At 68.8% G+C, this 18,462-nt stretch carries 15 protein-coding genes and 1 pseudogene; 7 read left to right on the plus strand and 9 right to left on the minus strand.

The window, feature by feature from the left end; all coding sequences use genetic code 11:
• From ACFYMC_RS05535 to hisD, 4 genes are read right to left on the minus strand one after another with little or no spacing between them, the layout of a single operon-like run.
• A complete protein-coding gene (locus tag ACFYMC_RS05535; RefSeq protein WP_388519220.1) occupies nucleotides 1-168 on the minus strand; it encodes a hypothetical protein in 168 nt (55 codons plus the stop codon).
• A gap of 2 nt (nucleotides 169-170) precedes the next feature.
• Nucleotides 171-764 carry an imidazoleglycerol-phosphate dehydratase HisB gene (gene hisB / locus ACFYMC_RS05540; RefSeq protein ID WP_388519223.1) on the minus strand — a complete coding sequence of 198 codons (594 nt, stop codon included), beginning with the start codon at nucleotides 762-764 and terminating at the stop codon, nucleotides 171-173.
• On the minus strand, nucleotides 761-1,912 hold the full coding sequence (locus tag ACFYMC_RS05545; protein WP_388519225.1) for a histidinol-phosphate transaminase: 1,152 nt from the start codon (nucleotides 1,910-1,912) through the stop codon (nucleotides 761-763). The genes hisB and ACFYMC_RS05545 overlap by 4 nt, the downstream gene beginning before the upstream one ends.
• Complete coding sequence (hisD, locus tag ACFYMC_RS05550) at nucleotides 1,909-3,231, minus strand: histidinol dehydrogenase (protein ID WP_388519228.1); 1,323 nt, start codon at nucleotides 3,229-3,231, stop codon at nucleotides 1,909-1,911. Before hisD ends, ACFYMC_RS05545 begins: the two co-directional genes overlap by 4 nt.
• 204 nt (nucleotides 3,232-3,435) lie before the next feature.
• Here hisD and ACFYMC_RS05555 point away from each other — a divergent pair, with 204 nt between their 5' ends.
• The 3 genes from ACFYMC_RS05555 (at nucleotide 3,436) to ybaK (ending at nucleotide 6,472) form a co-directional block, all read left to right on the plus strand.
• Nucleotides 3,436-5,049, plus strand: coding sequence for an oxidoreductase (locus ACFYMC_RS05555; protein ID WP_388519231.1), 1,614 nt, complete (start codon nucleotides 3,436-3,438; stop codon nucleotides 5,047-5,049).
• Nucleotides 5,050-5,213: 164 nt separating this feature from the next.
• Nucleotides 5,214-5,954, plus strand: a complete 741-nt coding sequence (locus ACFYMC_RS05560; protein WP_388519233.1) for an LON peptidase substrate-binding domain-containing protein — start codon at nucleotides 5,214-5,216, stop codon at nucleotides 5,952-5,954.
• A 29-nt stretch (nucleotides 5,955-5,983) separates the two neighbouring features.
• Nucleotides 5,984-6,472: a Cys-tRNA(Pro) deacylase gene (gene ybaK / locus ACFYMC_RS05565; protein ID WP_388519235.1), complete on the plus strand. Its 489-nt coding sequence runs from the start codon at nucleotides 5,984-5,986 to the stop codon at nucleotides 6,470-6,472.
• Nucleotides 6,473-6,717: 245 nt separating this feature from the next.
• Here ybaK and ACFYMC_RS05570 read toward each other — a convergent pair whose 3' ends face one another.
• The 4 genes from ACFYMC_RS05570 to ACFYMC_RS05585 form a co-directional block, all read right to left on the minus strand.
• Complete coding sequence (locus ACFYMC_RS05570; protein ID WP_388519238.1) at nucleotides 6,718-7,470, minus strand: ABC transporter permease; 753 nt, start codon at nucleotides 7,468-7,470, stop codon at nucleotides 6,718-6,720.
• Nucleotides 7,471-7,612: 142 nt separating this feature from the next.
• Entirely contained in the window at nucleotides 7,613-8,452 is an 840-nt protein-coding gene (locus ACFYMC_RS05575; RefSeq protein WP_388519240.1) for an ABC transporter permease, read from the minus strand.
• Nucleotides 8,449-9,528: an ABC transporter ATP-binding protein gene (locus tag ACFYMC_RS05580; RefSeq protein ID WP_388519243.1), complete on the minus strand. Its 1,080-nt coding sequence runs from the start codon at nucleotides 9,526-9,528 to the stop codon at nucleotides 8,449-8,451. The genes ACFYMC_RS05575 and ACFYMC_RS05580 overlap by 4 nt, the downstream gene beginning before the upstream one ends.
• Nucleotides 9,529-9,616: 88 nt before the next feature.
• Nucleotides 9,617-10,897, minus strand: coding sequence for an NYN domain-containing protein (locus ACFYMC_RS05585; protein ID WP_388519277.1), 1,281 nt, complete (start codon nucleotides 10,895-10,897; stop codon nucleotides 9,617-9,619).
• 268 nt (nucleotides 10,898-11,165) lie between these two features.
• On the opposite strand from ACFYMC_RS05585, the gene ACFYMC_RS05590 reads away from it, so the two are divergent.
• Nucleotides 11,166-11,339 (plus strand): hypothetical protein, encoded by a 174-nt coding sequence (locus ACFYMC_RS05590; RefSeq protein WP_388519246.1) that lies wholly within the window; start codon nucleotides 11,166-11,168, stop codon nucleotides 11,337-11,339.
• A 141-nt stretch (nucleotides 11,340-11,480) separates the two neighbouring features.
• On the opposite strand, the gene dnaE is transcribed toward ACFYMC_RS05590, so the two are convergent.
• On the minus strand, nucleotides 11,481-15,020 hold the full coding sequence (dnaE, locus tag ACFYMC_RS05595) for a DNA polymerase III subunit alpha (protein ID WP_388519249.1): 3,540 nt from the start codon (nucleotides 15,018-15,020) through the stop codon (nucleotides 11,481-11,483).
• Nucleotides 15,021-15,199: 179 nt separating this feature from the next.
• Between dnaE and ACFYMC_RS05600 the strand changes: the two are divergent.
• The 3 genes and pseudogenes from ACFYMC_RS05600 to ACFYMC_RS05610 form a co-directional block, all read left to right on the plus strand.
• A pseudogene (locus ACFYMC_RS05600) lies at nucleotides 15,200-15,529 on the plus strand (DUF2252 family protein); the annotation flags it as partial.
• A 30-nt stretch (nucleotides 15,530-15,559) separates the two neighbouring features.
• Nucleotides 15,560-17,170: a recombinase family protein gene (locus tag ACFYMC_RS05605; protein ID WP_388519252.1), complete on the plus strand. Its 1,611-nt coding sequence runs from the start codon at nucleotides 15,560-15,562 to the stop codon at nucleotides 17,168-17,170.
• Nucleotides 17,171-17,460: 290 nt separating this feature from the next.
• Nucleotides 17,461-18,234 (plus strand): HNH endonuclease, encoded by a 774-nt coding sequence (locus tag ACFYMC_RS05610; RefSeq protein ID WP_388519255.1) that lies wholly within the window; start codon nucleotides 17,461-17,463, stop codon nucleotides 18,232-18,234.
• Nucleotides 18,235-18,462: the final 228 nt, after the last annotated feature.

Consider the following 18,462-nt stretch of genomic DNA (forward strand, 5'->3'; position numbering starts at 1 on the left):
CTAGCCCCAAATTCCCTGGATGCGCATGACACCGGCGACCAGGCACATCACCGAGCCGATGCCGAGCAGCACGATGACACCCTTGGGCATCTGCTGCTTGTGGAAGGAGTAGACGCCGCCGGCCAGGAAGAGGCCGACGACGATAAGGAGGGTGGAAAGGCCGGTCACGGTTACAGCGCGCCCTTCGTCGACGGAAGGATGCCCTCGGCGCGCGCGTCGCGCTCCGAGGCGTAGCGCAGGGCCCGGGCCAGCGCCTTGAACTGGCACTCGACGATGTGGTGGGCGTTGCGCCCGTAGGGCACGTGCACGTGCAGTGCGATCTGTGCCTGGGCGACGAAGGACTCCAGGATGTGCCGGGTCATCGTGGTGTCGTAGGACCCGATCATCGGTGCCATGTTCTCGGGCTCGGTGTGCACGAGGTACGGGCGGCCGGACAGGTCCACGGTCACCTGCGCGAGGGACTCGTCCAGCGGGACCGTGCAGTTGCCGAAGCGGTAGATGCCCACCTTGTCGCCGAGGGCCTGTCGGAAGGCGGCACCGAGCGCCAGGGCGGTGTCCTCGATGGTGTGGTGCGAGTCGATGTGCAGGTCGCCGTCGGTCTTGACGGTGAGGTCGAACAGACCGTGGCGGCCGAGCTGGTCGAGCATGTGGTCGAAGAAGCCCACGCCGGTGGACACGTCGACCTTGCCGGTGCCGTCGAGGTCTATCTCGACGAGGACCGAGGTCTCCTTCGTGGTGCGTTCGACCCGTCCGATGCGGCTCATGCCTGCTGCTCCTTCTTCAGTGCGCGAACCGCTTCCAGGAACGCGTCGTTCTCCGCAGGGGTTCCTGCCGTGACCCGGAGCCACCCCGGTACTCCGTTGTCCCGGACCAGGACACCCTGATCGAGGATCTTGCGCCACGCGGCGTCGGCGTCCGCGAACTTCCCGAACTGCACGAAGTTGGCGTCGGACTCGGTGACCTCGTAGCCGATCGCCCTCAGCTCGGCGACCAGCCGGTCCCGCTCGGCCTTGAGCTGCTCGACGTAGGCGAGCAGCGTGTCGGTGTACTCCAGCGCGGCCAACGCGGTCGCCTGGGTGACCGCCGAGAGGTGGTAAGGCAGCCGGACCAGCTGCACCGCGTCGACCACCGCCCGGTGCGCGGCGAAGTAGCCCAGGCGCAGCCCGGCGGCGCCGAACGCCTTGGACATGGTCCGGGAAATCACCAGGTTGGGGCGTCCGTCGAGCAGCGGCAGCAGCGAGTCGTGGTGGCTGAACTCGACGTACGCCTCGTCGACGACGACCAGTGAGGGCTTGGCGGCCTGGGCGGCTTCGTAGATCGCGAGGACCGTCCCGGCCGGGGTGGCGGTACCCGTGGGGTTGTTCGGCGAGGTGACGAAGACCACGTCCGGGGCGTGTTCGGCGATCGCCGCCACAGCGGTGTCCCGATCGATGCGGAATCCCTCGTCGCGAGGACCGCGGACCCAACCCGTACCGGTACCGCGCGCGATGAGGGAGTGCATCGAGTACGAGGGTTCGAAGCCGAGTGCGGTGCGCCCGGGGCCGCCGAAGGTCTGGAGCAGTTGCTGCAGGACCTCGTTGGAGCCGTTGGCCGCCCAGACGTTCTCCCTGCCCACGGGGTACTGGCAGGTGCGGTTCAGGTAGGCCGCCAATCCGGCGCGCAGTTCGAGCGCGTCCCGGTCCGGGTAGCGGTTGAGGGTACGTGCGGCCTCCGCGACTCGTTCGGCGATCCGGGCGACGAGCGGGGCGGGCAGCGGGTACGGGTTCTCGTTGGTGTTCAACTGCACGGGCACGTCGATCTGGGGCGCGCCGTAGGGGGACTTGCCGCGCAGCTCGGGCCGGATGGGGAGGTCGTCGATGCCGATCGGCGCGCCGGCGGCGGCCGGCGTGTCGTGCTGGTACGCGCTGCTCACTTGCCGGGAACCTTCCATCCGAACCTCGCCTTGAGGGCCGCGCCGTGTGCGGGCAGGTCCTCCGCCTCCGCCAGCGTCACCACATGGTGGGTGACCTCGGCGAGTGCGTCCCGGGTGTAGTCCACGATGTGGATGCCGCGCAGGAAGGACTGCACGGACAGGCCGGAGGAGTGGCAGGCACAGCCGCCGGTGGGCAGGACGTGGTTGGAGCCCGCACAGTAGTCGCCCAGGGAGACGGGGGCCCAGGGGCCGACGAAGATCGCTCCCGCGTTGCGGACGCGGTCGGCCCAGGCCGCCGCGTCGGCGGCCTGGATCTCCAGGTGCTCCGCCCCGTACGCGTCGACGACTCGCAGTCCGTCCTCCAGGCCGTCGACGAGGACGATCGCGGACTGTTTGCCGGCGAGCGCCGGACGGATCCGGTCCTCGATGTGCTTGGTGACCGCGACCTGCGCCTCCAGCTCCTTCTCGACGGCTGCGGCAAGCTCCTCGGAGTCGGTGACCAGGACCGCCGCTGCGAGCGGGTCGTGCTCGGCCTGGCTGATCAGGTCGGCAGCCACGTGCACCGGGTCCGCGGTGGAGTCGGCGAGGACGGCGATCTCCGTCGGCCCTGCCTCCGTGTCGATGCCGATCTTTCCGGTGAAGTAGCGCTTGGCGGCGGCGACCCAGATGTTTCCGGGGCCGGTCACCATGTTCGCCGGGGCGCACTCCTGCGTCCCGTACGCGAACATCGCGACGGCCTGGGCGCCTCCTGCCGCGTACACCTCGTCCACGCCGAGCAGTGCGCAGGCGGCCAGAATCGTGGGGTGTGGCAAGCCCGAGAACTCGGCCTGCGGCGGTGAGGCGAGGGCGATGGACTGCACCCCGGCCTCCTGGGCCGGGACCACGTTCATCACCACGGACGAGGGGTACACGGACCGGCCACCGGGGGCGTACAGGCCCACGCGCCCAACCGGCACCCACTTCTCGGTGACGGTGCCGCCGGGCACCACCTGGGTGGTGTGCTCGGCACGACGCTGCTCAGCGTGCACGATCCGGGCCCTTCGGATCGACTCCTCCAGGGCGGCACGCACCGCCGGGTCGAGCTGCTCCAGAGCGGCCTTTATGGCCGAGGGATCCACCCTGACCTGCGAGAGCTTGACACCGTCGAACTTCTCCGCGTAATCGATCAGCGCCGCCGTACCCCGATGATGGACGTCCTCGCAGATGGGCCGCACCTTCTCCAGGGCGGCTTCCACGTCGAACTCGGCACGGGGCAGCAGGTCGCGCAGGGCGCCGCCCTCGGGGAGGGCGTCACCGCGCAGGTCGATACGAGAGATCACGGTTCGATTCTCTCAGACCCTCTCCCCACACCGGACGCCTGTATCACTGGCTGATACACGCCCCGACCGTCACCCGTCACCACTAGGTTTCCGCGCCGCGGGGAACGAACGAGTGAATCCCGAGCGGAAACACGCACGAGCACTCACCAGACGGAGCGCACCCCGCTCGCGGGGCTTGCGCCGGCACGGGGAAAGGAGGCGGCCGTGACGGAGCCGCAGGGCGGCGGGGCACGGACCCAGGCCGACGGGGCGCCGGACGACCTCAGTACCGCCGAGCTGCGGATGTGGCGGGCGTTTCGGACCGGATCGGTGTGCGATCTGAGCGCCCGTACGGCGGACCAGGACGATCCACTGGCCGATCACGCCTGGGGTGCGGAGCGCAGCGTCCGGGCGGACACGGTGGCGCTGCTCCTGCTCAGCGGACCGCCGCCGCTGCCCGGCCGGGTGGCCGCCCTCAAGCTCCGAGGTGCACGTATCACCGGCAGGCTCGACCTGGCGGGCGGCGTCATCGCGCCGTATGTGGAACTGCACTCCTGCCGTTTCGACGGCGAGGTGCTGCTCCCGGAGGCCCGCTTCACCACCCTGCGCATGGTCGGCTGTTCGATGCCCCGGCTGGAAGCGGCCCGACTGCACACCGAGGGCGATCTCCATCTGCCGCGCTGCCGGGTGGCCCGCGGGATCCGCCTGACGGACGCGCGGATAGGGACGGACCTGCTGCTCAACCAGGTCGTCGCGCACCGGGACCGCAAGGGACGCTCGATCGCGGCGGACGGGATGTCGGTGGGCCAGGACTTCCAAGCCGACATGATCGAAACCTATGGGGAGCTTTCCCTGCGCGGGGCCAAGGTCGGCGTGTCGATGAGTCTGCGCGGCAGTCGACTGCGCAATCCCTACGGCCGCTACGCCCTCAACGCCCCACAGCTGACGGTCGAACGCACGCTCTACATGACGGGGCTGGCAGTCGATCCGCGGGGCGAAGCGGGCGTCACACCCCCCTACGGGGTGGGCGGCGCGCCCGTCCGGGGCAGCCGCGTACAGAGGTTCGAATGCCGCGGCGGAATGCGGCTCGACGACGGGCGCTTCGGTGACGCCGTGGACTTCTACCAGGCCCGTTTCGTGCTCGCCGCCGACCAACAGCTCTCGCTGCGGCGGATCTCCACCCCCGAACTGCGCTTCCTCGGCGAACGCCCGGAGCGCGGCCGGGTGGTGCTCTCGGGGGCGAAGGTGACCACCTTGGTGGACCGTTCCACGGCCTGGCCCGGCACCGGGGGCTTCTCGATGGACGGCTTCGGCTACGAAACGCTGGCTCCCCGCGGCCATTTCCCACTGGCCCGGCGCCTGGAGTGGCTGGCCGCCGCAACCCCCGAGTACTCCCCCGAACCGTACGAGCGCCTCGCGGCGGTCCTGCGCGGCAGCGGAGAGGACGCGGACGCGCGGGCGGTGCTGCTGGCCAAGCAGCGCCGTCGGCGCGAGACCCTGCCGGTCGCGGCACGGGCCTGGGGCTACCTCCAGGACTGGGCGGTCGCCTACGGGTACCGGCCCGGCCGGGCCGCACTGTGGATGGCCGTGCTGTGGGCGGCCGGCGCACTGGCCTTCTCCGGACTGCACCCGGCGGCGATCAAGACGGACGAGCACCCCCAGTGGAACGCCCCGCTGTTCGCCCTGGACCTGCTGCTCCCGGTGATCGGGCTGGGTCAGGACGGCTACTGGCGGCTGGAGGGGGCCTGGCAGTGGCTGGCCGCGGCCCTGGTCCTGCTGGGTTGGATCCTGGCGACGACCGTGGCCGCGGGCGCCAGCCGGCTGCTGCGCAGGGGATAGGTGCGAGTGCCCGGGCCACCCGCATCCCGGGGGCGCATCCCGGCCATCCGTACCACCGCGCCGAGTGCGCCGGGGTGCGCGGGAGCGCTCCAGGCGGGGATCGCGGGAAGCCGTCGTGTACAGCCCGTCCGAGCTGAGGCCGACGGCCATTACGCTTGACCGTCGTGACCACCGTTCGCCTGCCGCTCTTCCCGCTGAACTCGGTGCTGTTCCCCGGGCTCGTCCTGCCCCTGAACGTCTTCGAGGAGCGCTATCGCGCCATGATGCGCGACCTGCTGAAGGCCGACGAGGACGCGCCCCGCCGGTTCGCCGTCGTGGCGATCCGCGATGGCCGTGAGGTCGCCCGGACCGCCCCGGGCATGCCCGACCCGACGGCCCTGCCCGAACGCGGGCCCACCGCAGGGTTCGGCCCCGACCCCATCCAGGCCTTCCACCGGGTCGGCTGCATCGCGGATGCGGCCACCATCCGGGAAAGGGAGGACGGCAGCTTCGAGGTGCTGGCCACCGGCACACGACGGGTCAAGCTGCTCTCCATCGACTCCGCCGGCGCCTACCTCACCGCCGAGCTGGAAGAACTCCCGGAGGACCCCGGGGACGGAGCCGGCGCCCTCGCGGAAGGCGTGCTGCGCGCCTTCCGCGCGTACCAGAAGCGGCTCGCGGGGGCACGGGAACGCTCACTGGCGACCGCTGCGGAGCTGCCGGACGACCCGTCCGTGGTGTCCTACCTGGTCGCCGCCGCCGCGGTGCTGGACACTCCGTCCAAGCAGCGGCTGCTCCAGGCCCCGGACGTGGCCACCCGGCTGACCGAGGAACTGCGGCTGCTGCGCGCGGAGACCGCGGTACTGCGGCACCTGCCGTCCCTGCCCGCGGTGGAACTCACCCGCGCACCGACCAGCCCGAACTGACCAGCAGGACCGAGCGGAGGAACCTCCACGTGCCGAAGAAGAAGCCCGGCGGGACACCGGCGACGGTCGCGCTGGCCGCCTCCGGCACACCCTTCACCCTGCACTCCTACACCCACGACCCCGCCAGTGGCTCCTACGGTGCGGAAGCCGCCCAGGCACTGGGGGTGCCACCCGAGCGGGTGTTCAAGACGCTGGTGGCCGACGTGGACGGGGAACTGGCCGTCGCGGTGGTCCCGGTCGCCGGCTCCCTCGACCTGAAGGCACTGGCCCAGGCCCTGGGCGGCAAACGAGCCGCGATGGCTGACCCGGTGGCCGCTGAACGCACCACGGGTTACGTCCGCGGCGGCATCTCTCCCCTGGGCCAACGCAAACGGCTACGCACGGTGCTCGACTCCTCCGCATCGACCCATCCGACCATCTGCGTGTCGGCCGGCCGGCGCGGGGTGGAGATCGAACTGGCCCCGGCCGCGCTGGCCGCTCTGACGGGTGCCGTGATGGCGGCGATCGGCAAGCGGTAGCCCGCTCTTGGCCGCAGGGGCGCGGCCAAGAGCGGCCGGAACACCCCCTGTACGGCGGCGCCCGCCACGACTACCACCGAGAGGAGGAAGCGAAGGCGCCAGCCGAGGAGGGGCCCGTGTCCAAACGCACGCGCAAGCGGAAGTGGCGACTGCGCAAACGATCCCGACCGAACCATGGACGGCGTCCCGCATGAGCCCGCCGAGGCGCCTTGCCAGGGCGGGCGTGGTTCGGCCCGGGAAGGCGTTCAGTCGCCCCGCGGCTCCGACCGGTCCTCGGGATCCTGGGACTCCACCGGCTTCTGCTCAGCCTGCGAGGTCCGCAGGTGCGGTGGCGGACGGCCCTGTGGCCAGTCGTCCTGCACCTGGGGGTCGCGGGGGGCGAACAGTGCGGTGAGGGCGAGGTGCGTGGCGAGGGCGGCCACCGGCCAAGTCAACAGCGCCCCGTGGGCCATGAGCTGGAGAGGTGCGTCGAAGGGCACGTCCGTACCTGCTTTGCGGGCGGCGCCGAGCAGGTCGCGGCTAGGGCCGAGCCAGACTCCCAGGCGCCAGCCCAGGATCGATCCGAGCAGGGCTCCGACGGCCAGGCCGACCACCAGCAGGACCCCACCCCTTCGACGGAAGAGGTAGACGAGGGCGCCAGTGAGCATCCCGAGCCCCAGGGAGATCAGCAGGAAGGTGCCGTCGGCACCGATCCTGCCTTCGTTCTCGGTGTCCTTGAGGAAGATCGCCTCACCGTTGGAGAAGAACTGCACGCGTGGCGCCAGCCACAGCCACAACAGGCCGAGAACCACTCCGCAGGCCGCGAGGAGCACGGCGATCGCGGCTCCGTCCCGTAGGTCCGTCGCCAGACCGGGGCCGCTCCCCTGCTCCTGCCCGTGGGGGTCCTGCCCGTGCGGGGACACCGGCTCGCTCTCGGGCGCCGACTGGTACTGCCGCCAGGGATCGGCGCCGGGCTGGTGTTCGGAGCTTGGACCCGGAGGTGTCAGGGGTGCAGTCACTCTGCCATCGTGCCAGGCCGCAGGCCACGGCACCCACTCAGGGCGGCAGCCGGTTCTTGGGCCAGGGCCTTTCGTGCTCGGGCGGCGTACCGGACAGCCCTCGGCGGCTCCCGCCTGAGGGCAGCGACCACCCCGCGGGGTCTCAGCGGACCGCCGCACGGCGGTAGGCCCACGTGGCCACGGCCAGGGATGCGACTCCCACCGCGGCGCACACGCCGAGGTCCAAGGCCACCGCGAGCCAGTCCGGGCTTTTCTCGAACGTGCGGGCGAACGCCTCGACCCCGTAGGTGGAAGGCAGCAGATCGCGGGCCCAGGCGATCGGCTCGGGCATCCGCTCGGCGGGCAGGACTCCGAGGAGCAGGGCCGCCGACATGCCGAGTTGCCCGAAGAGGGTGGCCAACTCCTGTCGGGGGGCGAGTAGCCCCAGCGCGGCGCCCAGACCCGCCAGTGCCGCACCCGCGAGCGGAATGACCGCCGCAAGGATCCAGAGGTTCGCCAGCGGGAGCCCGAACAGCACCGACCCGAAGGCAGCGGTCACCACCGTGCCCGGCACCGTGAAGGAGGCGTAGGCGCCCGCGGCGCCCAGTACCACCGAGGACGGCGAAACCGGCAAGGTCGCGTAGTGGTCGAGGCCACCGCCGGCCCTGAGCTGGCCGAAGTACTGGGCGAGCAGGTTGAGCGCGACGAAGGCGACGACCAGTACGGAGGAACCCGCGACCACCGCGCGGGCCTCCGATCCGCCGTCAACCACACCCCGCATCAAGATCATGATGCCGACGGACTGGAAGGTGGCCACGAACAGCAGCGGCATCCGAGCCACCCTGGCCCTGGAGAGCTGGGCCCGGTAGACCGCGGCGAGGGCCGGCAGCAGCCGGGCCCGTGGCGCCAAGGGGGCCGCCACCTGGACCCCGTCGGGCCTGGGGTGCTCGGCAGGGAGGCCGGTAGCCGCTCCGGGGGTCGCTTCCATCGGTACGACACTCATCCTGTGGTGCTCCCGTCCGCTGCGTCCCGGATCGAGCCGGCGCCCGCGCCGGAGCGCAGCGGGCTACGACCGCCGAGCGCCAGGTAGACGTCCTCCAGGCTCGGGGTGGCAAGTGTGAAGTCGTCCAGCGCGGCGAAGGCGGCGCCCCCGGTCACGGTGGCCACCACCGCACGCGCCTCGTCGGGGGTCGTCCGCAGCACCCAGCGCCGCCCGGATCCCTCGGCCCGCAGGTGCAGCGCGGCGATCTCGGGAACGTCCAGGGGCGGACGGTCCCGCCAGACCAGCTCCAGCCGGACCTCGTCGGCGACCCCCGCCTTGAGGGCTGCGGGGGTGTCACAGGCGATGACCCGTCCGCGTTCGAGGACGGCCACGCGGTCGAGGACGGTTTCGGCCTCGATCACGTTGTGGGTGACCAGCACGACAGTGGCGCCCCGCTGCGCGCGTCGACGGTCCACGGCTGCCCACACGGCTCGGCGCGCCACCGGGTCCATGCCCGTGGTGGGCTCGTCGAGGATCAGCACCGGCCGTTCCCCCACCAGGGTGGCTGCCAGGCATGCCAGGCGGCGTTGGCCACCGGAGAGCTTCTTCAGCGGTCGCCCGGCGATCGCGGCGAGGCCGAGCTCGTCGAGCACCTCGTCGCGGGCGGACCGGGCCGCGGGGGCACTCAGGCCTCGCAGCCGGCCGGTGGTCTCGGCCGCCAGGGCGACGGTCAGCTCGTCCAGGGCGGTGGACTCCTGCCCCAGGTATCCCAGGAGCCGGGAGGCCCGCTCGGGGTGTCGGACCAGATCGTGGCCGAGCAGGTGCACGGTGCCCGAGTCGGGGCGCAGGAGCCCGGTCAGCTGGCGCACCAAAGTGGACTTGCCGGCGCCGTTGGGGCCGAGCAGACCGAAGATCTCACCGCGCCGGACGTCCAGCGAGATGCCGTCGGTGGCCCGGGTCTGGGGAACCGCGGGAGTGCCCCGGCGGGCCCGCACGGCCGGGTAGGTCTTGACGAGATCGCGTACCGCGAAGACGGCGTCAGCCTGTTCCGTGACGGCGCTCGCGCCGTTTTCCGCCTGTGCTGTGCCCGTACTCACGAGGGGTCAGCCTACGGGGTCAGGGGCCGGCGGAGGTACGCGGGGCGCTGCGGGGCGCGGGCGCGCCACGGCCCCTGAACACCTGCGCTCACTCTCCGGTAGGGCTCGCCGAAAGGTGGTCGGCGGCGGCGCGGACGTCGATCTCGCGCCAGAAGCCGGCCCGGATCGCGTACCGGTCGTGCTCGTCGATCTGGTCGTCCTTGTGTGCGAGGAGCCCGAAGCGGGCGGCGTAGCGCAGCAGTTCACCATCGATGCGGTGCGGAATCCGGGGGTACATGCTGGACAGCTTCTGGACGTGGACGGTCTCGGGGAGACGGGCCATCCAGCGACGGGCGAAGACCTGCCCGACCTCGAAGGGGTCACCGCCGACGGTGGTGATGTCCTCCTCTCGGTCGGCCCAGCGTTCCTCGGCGCTGGTGAGCTGGGCGAGCGTGGGCAGCGAAGCGGTCTCGGGAGGCTCACCCAGGGGGCCTCCGCGTTCCACCCAGCCCCGGTCCGAGGACCAGCGCAAGGTGGCGTTGCCGGGCTGCGAGCCGGGGTGCGCATTGCCGGTGCGCAGCCCGGCGAGGTCCTTGGGCGTCGGAACGCTGGGCGCCTTGTGCGGGCCGGGGTGACTCCCGGCGCCGGCTGCGGTGTCGTCGAGCCGGTCGGGATCCAACGCACCTTCACCGAGCCGTTCGTTGGGCGAGGTGGTGCGGGGCGCGCCCCCGTTGCGGGCGGCCTCGGCGAGGGCCGCCTCGGGCAGCGGTGCGGAGAGGATGGCGGCGATCTCGGGACGGGGCGCGGAGGCTGGTGCGCACAGTCCGCCGGCTTCCTTGCCCCGCACCGCCCGGGTGATCCAGGCACGGTCCAGGACCCGGCGTTCGTCCGCCTCCGCCACGAGGTCCTCCGACTGGTTGTAGTCACCGTCCGCGGCTTGGACCGCCCACAGATGCACGGCAACTCCGTGTTCCTTGGCGGACATCAGTCCGGGCAGTAGATCTCCGTCACCGGTCACCAGAACCACATCGGAACAGGCACGGTTTCTGGCCAGTTCGGTGAGTTCGGCGTGCATCGCCGCGTCCACTCCCTTCTGCGCCCAACGACCGTCACTACGAGTGAGCGCACCGAGGCGCACGGTGACCCGTGACATTACGCGCAAGCGCCGATGCTCGGGCTGCGGCACCCGGTCGGGGGCCCCGTCGAACCAGTAGATGCGCAGCAACGGCTGATCGGTGTCGGCCTCGGCGCGCTCACGCAAGCCCTGGATGAGGGCCGCATGGTCGACGGTGATACGCGATCGGGAGGGCTCTCCGGCGAGCAGACTCGCAGCCGCTCCCAGCAGATAGCCCGCGTCCACCAGGACTACGCAGCGGTCCACGCTTTCCACCCTCTTCCGCGAGCGGTCCTGCATCGGATTCCTGAGTCTGCCCGACCTCGGAGGCCCTTACGGGCCGAACGTCGATCACCGGCGTGGCGGATTTTGCTGTTCTCCACACGTTGTTTCCGGACACCCGGCCCGGCATGCCTGCCACGCGGAATTCGCCCGGCCCACCGCCGATGACTACGGACGGCAATGATCCAAAATGCGGGGGTTGTTCCGCTATGTGAATGTGAAGGCGGCCCTGGCCCCTAGACCCTCACAGGAGGCTTCCACCATGGCCAAGAACAAGAACCGCCAGCAGAGCCAGCCCAAGCACCAGTCCCGGTCCGGCAGCGCGGAGCAGGCACAGCCGAAGTCGACGCAGGACCAGGCGGAGGAGAGGCTCCAGCAGGCGTCACCCTCGGACATGGCGCACAAGGGCCGGCAGAAACGCTTCGGTCACAACTGAAGCCGCCTCTGGCTGAACCGCGAGTACCGGAACACATGAGGAGAGGGGCGCACCCTCAAACGGGTGCGCCCCTCTCCTCATGTGCTGTTCATGTGCTGTCCGTTGTGCGCGACCCGGGCGCGGGCCGGCTTGCCGGAGGGCTCAACCCGCCAGGCAGGACGGGCCGAGCAGCACCTTCAGATCGCCGAAGAGGGCGGGGTCGGGTTGGACCCGGTGACGGTCCAGTCGCAGCACCGTGGTCGACCGCGGACCCTGGAGCTTGATCCGGACCTCGGTGTTGCCCCGGTGGTGGTTGAGGATCTCGCCGAGGCGGCTGACCATCGGAGGGGTGACCTTCACGGTGGGGATGGTGAGGACCACCGGTGCGTTGGTCCCGGCGGAGGAGAGGTCGGGGACCATGAGCTCCATGGCCACCAGCCGGGGCACGTCCTCGCGCTTGTCCAAGCGGCCCTTGACGAAGACGACCGCGTCCTCGACCAACTGGGTGGAGACCAGTTGGTAGGTGGCGGGGAAGAACATGCACTCGATCGAGCCGGCGAGGTCCTCCACGGTGGCGATGGCCCATGCGTTGCCCTGCTTGGTCATCTTGCGCTGAAGGCCGGAGATGATCCCACCGATGGTGACCACCGCCCCGTCCGCGTGCTCCCCGCCGGTGAGTTGGGAGATCCCGGCGTCCGTCTTGTCGGACAGGACGTGCTCCAGGCCGAAGAGCGGGTGGTCGGACACGTAGAGGCCGAGCATCTCGCGCTCCTGCGCCAGCAGGTAGGACTTCTCCCACTCCACGTCCGAGAACTCGACGTCCAGACCGAAGGAAGGTTCGCTGCTGTCGGCCTCGCCCATCCCACCGAACAGGTCGAACTGGCCCTCGGCCTCCTTGCGCTTGACCGCCACCACGTTGTCGATCATCGGCTCATGATGTGCGACCAGGCCCTTTCGGGTGTGCCCCATCTCATCGAAGGCGCCCGCCTTGATCAGGGACTCGACGGTGCGCTTGTTGCAGACGACCGCTTCGACCTTCTCCAGGAAGTCGGGGAAGGAACTGTACTTGCCCTTGGACTTGCGGCACCTGATGATCGACTCGACCACGTTCTGGCCGACGTTGCGTACCGCTGTGAGACCGAAGAGGATCACGTCGTCGCCCTGTGCCGCGAAGTTGGACTGCGACTCGTTCACGTTCGGGGGGAGGACCTTGATGCCCATCCGGCGACACTCGTTGAGGTAGATCGCGGACTTGTCCTTGTCGTCCTTGACCGAGGTGAGCAGCCCCGCCATGTACTCGGCCGGGTGGTTGGCCTTCAGATAGGCGGTCCAGTAGGACACCAGGCCGTAGGCGGCGGAGTGCGCCTTGTTGAAGGCGTAGCCGGCGAAGGGGACCAGGACGTCCCAGAGCGCCTGGATGGCCTCGTCGCTGTACCCGTTCTTGCGGGCGCCGGCCTGGAAGATCGTGAAGTTCTTGGCGAGTTCCTCGGGCTTCTTCTTGCCCATGACGCGGCGCAGGATGTCGGCTTCGCCCAACGAGTACCCGGCGATGATCTGCGCGGCCTTCTGGACCTGCTCCTGGTAGACGATCAGGCCGTAGGTGACGGCGAGGACCTCTTCGAGGGGCTTCTCCAGCTCCGGGTGGATCGGGGTGATCTCCTGCTGCTTGTTCTTGCGCAGGGCGTAGTTGGTGTGCGAGTTCATTCCCATCGGCCCGGGGCGGTACAGGGCCGAGACTGCGGAGATGTCCTCGAAGTTGTCGGGCTTCATCAGCCGCAGCAGGGACCGCATAGGGCCGCCGTCGAACTGGAAGACGCCGAGGGTGTCACCGCGCTGGAGCAGTTCGAAGGTCGTGGGGTCGTCAAGCGGCAGGGCCAGGAGGTCGATGTCGATGCCCTTGTTGGCCTTCACCATCTTGACGGCGTCGTCCATGATCGTGAGGTTGCGCAGGCCCAGGAAGTCCATCTTCAGCAGGCCGAGCGACTCACAGCTCGGGTAGTCCCACTGGGTGATGGTCACACCGTCCGTGTGGCGCACCCACACGGGCACGTGGTCGGTGATCGTCTCACTGGACATGATCACACCGGCGGCGTGCACGCCCATCTGTCGCACCAGGCCCTCGACGCCACGGGCGGTGTCGATGACCTTCTTCACGTCCGGTTCGTTCTCGTACATGCCGCGGATCTCGCCCGCCTCGCCGTAGCGGGGATGCTGCGGGTCGAGGATTCCGGAGAGCGGGATGCCCTTGCCGAGCACGTCGGCGGGCATGGCCTTGGTGAGGCGGTCTCCCATGGCGTACGGATAGCCGAGGACTCGCGCGGAGTCCTTGATGGCGTTCTTGGCCTTGATGGTGCCATAGGTGCCGATCATGGCCACCTTGTCCGCCCCGTACTTCTCCGTGACGTACCTGATCACCTCGACGCGCCGACGCTCGTCGAAGTCGATGTCGACATCGGGCATGGAGACGCGCTCGGGGTTCAGGAACCGCTCGAAGATCAGACCGTGCGGGATCGGGTCGAGGTCGGTGATGCCCATGGCGTACGCGACGATGGAACCCGCCGCCGACCCCCGGCCCGGACCCACCGCGATGCCCTGCTTCTTGGCCCACATGATGAAGTCGGCGACCACGAGGAAGTACCCGGGAAAGCCCATCGAGATGATGGTGTCCATCTCGTACTCGACCTGCTTCATGCGGTCCTCGGGGATGCCGTCCGGGAAGCGCCGGTGCATGCCCCGCATGGTTTCCTCACGGAACCAGGTGACCTCGGTGTAACCCTCGGGGATGTCGAAGCGGGGCATCAGGTTCTGCGCCTCGAACATGCCACTCATGTCGATCTGGTCGGCGACCAGACGCGTGTTGGCGCAGCCCTCCTGCCAGGCGTCCGAGGAGTCGATGGCGTACATCTCGTCCGTGGACTTGAGGTAGTAGCCGGTGCCGTCGAAGCGGAAGCGGTCAGGATCGGAGAGGTTCTTGCCCGTCTGGATGCACAGCAGCGCGTCATGCGCCCCGGCCTCGTGGGCGTAGGTGTAGTGGGAGTCGTTGGTGACCAGCGGGGGGATGCCGAGCTTCTTGCCGATCTCCAGCAGTCCGTCGCGGACCCGGCGCTCGATCTCGATGCCGTGGTCCATCAGCTCCAGGAAGTAGCGGCCCTCACCGAAGATGTCCTTGTAGTCCGAGGCCGCCTGCACGGCCTCGTCGAACTGGCCGAGCCGGAGCCTGGTCTGCACCTCGCCCGAGGGGCAACCGGTCGAGGCGATCAGTCCCTCGGACCACTGGGCGATGGTCTCCTTGTCCATCCGCGGCCACTTGGTGAGCCAGCCCTCGGCATAGGCGTCGGAGGACAGCCGGAAGAGGTTGTGCAGTCCGGTCTTGTTCGCGGCCCAGATGGTCTTGTGGGTGTAGCCACCGGAACCGGAGACGTCGTCCCGCTTCTGGTGCGGCTGCCCCCACTGGATGCGGCGCTTGTTGCGCCGGGACTCGGGGGCGACGTACGCCTCGATCCCGATGATCGGGGTGACCCCGGCCTTCTTCGCGGAGTGGAAGAAGTCGTACGCACCGTGCAGGTTGCCGTGGTCGGACATCGCGATATGGGTCATGCCCATCTCGTTGCAGGCGTTGAACATGTCCTTCAGCCGCGCGGCACCGTCCAGCAGGGAGTACTGGGTGTGGACGTGCAGGTGCGTGAACGGCGGCTTGGTCACGGCGGCAGACCTCCGACAAGGGGATGGGGACAGCCCCGAAGTCTACGTCCCGGGAGTGACACTCCAGGGGCACCGACCGGTACCGTCGGGCGTTGCAGATTCCAGGAGACACCCCGGCGCGACGACCGGCGACACCTCGTACCAGCCCGTAGCAGCCCGTGCACCAGGAGGCACCACCCATGGCGGTCCCCGAGACGACGAACGAACAGCGCGCCGAGCAGATCCTCGATGTGTTCGACACCGCCTTCGGTGAACTCCTCGCCGCCGACCCGGCAGCGTTCCAGGTGAAGTTCCGCAAGATGGCAGCTTCCGCCTTCGCCTTCTACCGGGGTACCGCGTGCCTCTTCTACGCCGACCTGGAAAGGGACCGGCACGGTGGTCCCTACCTCGACGAACGCACCGGCCGGGTCTGGATACACGGCGATCTCCATGCCGAGAACTTCGGCACCTACATGGACTCCACCGGCCGACTGATCTTCAACGTCAACGATTTCGACGAGCCAAAGGTACCGTGAGGCTCTTCCCGGTAGAGTCCCCGTGTGACCACACTCCCAGGCACGATCCGGCTGTACGTCCGGCTGAGCCGAACTACCGATGACAGCACGTCAGTTGAGCGTCAGGAAGCTGACGGAAGAGCCCTGGCGGCACAGCGCTGGGCAGGCGTTCCCGTAGTCGTCTACGTGGACGACGGAGTGAGCGGGGCCCTTGAGCCGACGAAACGCCCGGGGCTTTCCCGCCTCCTCGAAGAGTGGCAACGGAATGACGTTGTGATCGTATGGAAGATCGACCGCCTTGCCCGAAGCCTCTTCGGATTCATGGATATGGTGCGCGCCTCCGAGAATGCCGGAACGGTACTCGTCTCCATTCACGACGCATTCGACCTGAGCACACCAGCCGGACGGTTGCAGGCATCCATTCTCGCCACCGTTGCCGAATGGGAGCGCGAGAACATCCGGACCCGCGTGCGCAATGCGCGCCGATATCTTCACAAGGTCGGACGCTGGACAGGGGGACGCGTCCCCTACGGATTGAAGCCTGCCCCACATCCCGACGGAGCCGGAAAGATTCTCGTCCGGGACGACGTAGCGGCAAAGGTTATTCGGGAAATCGTGGACCGGATCAATGAAGGCGACGCAATGACGGCCATTGCCGCTGACCTACAGTCCCGGGGAATCGCTTCCCCTCGGGTCCATAACAGCGGCAAGAAGGAACCGAAAGCGGCAGCATGGTCAAGCCGGGCAATTCGCGTCATCGTGGATTCCCCCACGATCATCGGTCACCAGATCGACCCCCTGACGAAGCGGCTCGTGCGCGAAGAGGGCATTCCCGTTGAGGTCTGGGAGCCGATCGTCAGTGAAGAGGAGCAGGCATCGGCCATTCTCGCTCTCGCGCCCCCAACTCCCCGCAAGCCCACAGCCGGTAGGCACTGGCTCTACGGCGTTGCTCGCTGCGGAGTCTGCAAGGGGAACTTGAAGCGGACCAACGGCGGAAAGAATCAGCCTGACACGGTAATTCTTCGCTGCCGTGGGACGTTGCAGAATCCGCATCCGAACGTGAGCGTGCGCGCCGAAGAGCTGAGCAAACATGTAGTCGATGATGTTCGGATTCGCGTCGGAAGCATGAATGCGACTCAGCGCGTCTACCACCAGGGAAATCGAACCGGTGCCGACCTTGGCCGGATGCGCGCGTTCCTCACTGAGCTTGAAGAAGACCGAAAGGCGGGCATGTACGCAACGCCCGAAGCACTTGAGCGTTTCAGGCGACAGTACGCCGACACGGCAACACGAATTGCGGAACTCGAAGCAGTGCCGGAAACCGAATCCGGCTGGGTGACCGTCGATACCGGGGAAAAGCTCCGCGACCTGTGGCACCGCTGGACGGAAACCGAGCGGGGAGAATGGCTACGGGAGACGGAAGCAACAGTGACGGTGTGGAACCCCGAAGTGCGCCGTGCGCGGGTTCCGCTCGGGGAACGCTGCGATATCAACCTGGGCGAACTCTTCGAGGATGCTGCCGCCGAGTTCGCCGCCATCATCAGCGCTGAGGACGAAGAGCGCTTCCGTAGGCCCACCGCGCTGACTCCTGAACAGCATGACGAGATCCGGCAGGACCTCTTGGACGACATCGCCCGTCAGGAAGGGCTCCTGTAGCCGTCTGAGCGCCATACGCGGCCCGTCACTGGGGGAAACCTGGTGGCGGGCCGTTTGGCGTTCCTGGCAGCGTGTGTGACCTGTGGGGATGTCGTCAGAGGCCGCGCGTAGGGTCGGGGCGTTGCCGGACTTCGGTAACGGTTTCGTCGGGGGAGTGGTGAAGGGACGTAGACGGGGTGGGTCTCGCTTTGCGCTGCTTTGCTTCTTTGGGACCTGTCCGGCCCCCTGCTCCAACCCTTGCGGTTACTGGCTTGCAGCGCTCCCACGGCAACGCTTCATGATCAACAAAAATGGAAGAGGTGGGGTTCCGCTTGACTGCCCTTGATGAGTCGCGCGCCACATGTTCGGAGTGCCTTGGTCCGCGCTCCCGCCGGGATCGTGCGACGTGTGGCGCGCCGTTGTGTGTCGAGTCGGCCCGGTTGCAGATCGCTGCCCGCAAGGCGCGTGAGGCCGTAAGGGCTGCCGTCGGTGTCCCGCGCTGCCATCGCTGCGACGAGCCGCACGGGCGGGCCGCATGGGCGCTGTACTGCCGTCGGTGCGCTGAGGAGGTGGACAAGTCTCGGCGTGAGGAGCGTAAGAAGGAGGTGGAGCGCAGACGGCAAGAGGCTGCCCAGAAGCCTTGTCAGGGTCCGAAGTGCTCGGAGCCCGTGGGTCTATCGGGCGGTCGTGGTCGCTTGTACTGCTCCGAGCGGTGCAGCCGTGCCGCTGAGCATCTGCGCAAGCGTGCCCGCACCAAACCCGGACCGGTGGATTGCCGGCGCTGCGGTAAGCCCGTGGTCCTGAAGTTCCGCGATGGCGTGTGCCGTTCCTGTCAGGCGAAGCAGCGGACAGCCGCCCGGCGGGTGACGCTTCAGCGCAAGGTTCGTGCTGCGCACGGGGATGCCGGGTGCTTCCACTGTTCGGCTCCGCTGCCCGAGGGTGGGGTGATTGACCACCTGACCCCCATATCGCGGGGTGGCCTCTCGACGGTCGCCAACATGCGTGTGGTCTGCGTGGTGTGCAACTCGTCCAAGAAGGATCGGCTGATGGACGAGTGGTCGCCACCCTTCCCGGCAGCGCGCTGACCTTCCCCCCCCAGGCGGGTACCCCCGACCCTTCCCGCGCCTGAGCGTGTGGGAGCGGAAATTCCCTGATGGATCATCAGGGTCTTTCTGTGGGGCGATCGTTGCTTTGCGTGACACTGATCGACCGTCTCGGAAACGATGGTTATTGAGACGGTCTCACCGACCGCCTCAGTCGCCCGAAACCGTGTAGCAAAACCCGTCTCATAACCTCTCGAAAACCCTTGAGGT

The sequence above is a fragment of the Streptomyces sp. NPDC006879 genome, assembly GCF_042869595.1.
Taxonomy (GTDB): Bacteria; Actinomycetota; Actinomycetes; order Streptomycetales; family Streptomycetaceae; genus Streptomyces.

Bases quoted from the DNA above. Each gene is read 5' to 3' on its own strand.
- ACFYMC_RS05575 (WP_388519240.1), bottom strand. From the start codon at position 8,452: ATGAGTGTCGTACCGATGGAAGCGACCCCCGGAGCGGCTACCGGCCTC.
- hisB (WP_388519223.1), bottom strand. From the start codon at position 764: ATGAGCCGCATCGGACGGGTCGAACGCACCACGAAGGAGACCTCGGTC.
- ACFYMC_RS05590 (WP_388519246.1), top strand. From the start codon at position 11,166: ATGGCCAAGAACAAGAACCGCCAGCAGAGCCAGCCCAAGCACCAGTCC.
- ACFYMC_RS05610 (WP_388519255.1), top strand. From the start codon at position 17,461: ATGGAAGAGGTGGGGTTCCGCTTGACTGCCCTTGATGAGTCGCGCGCC.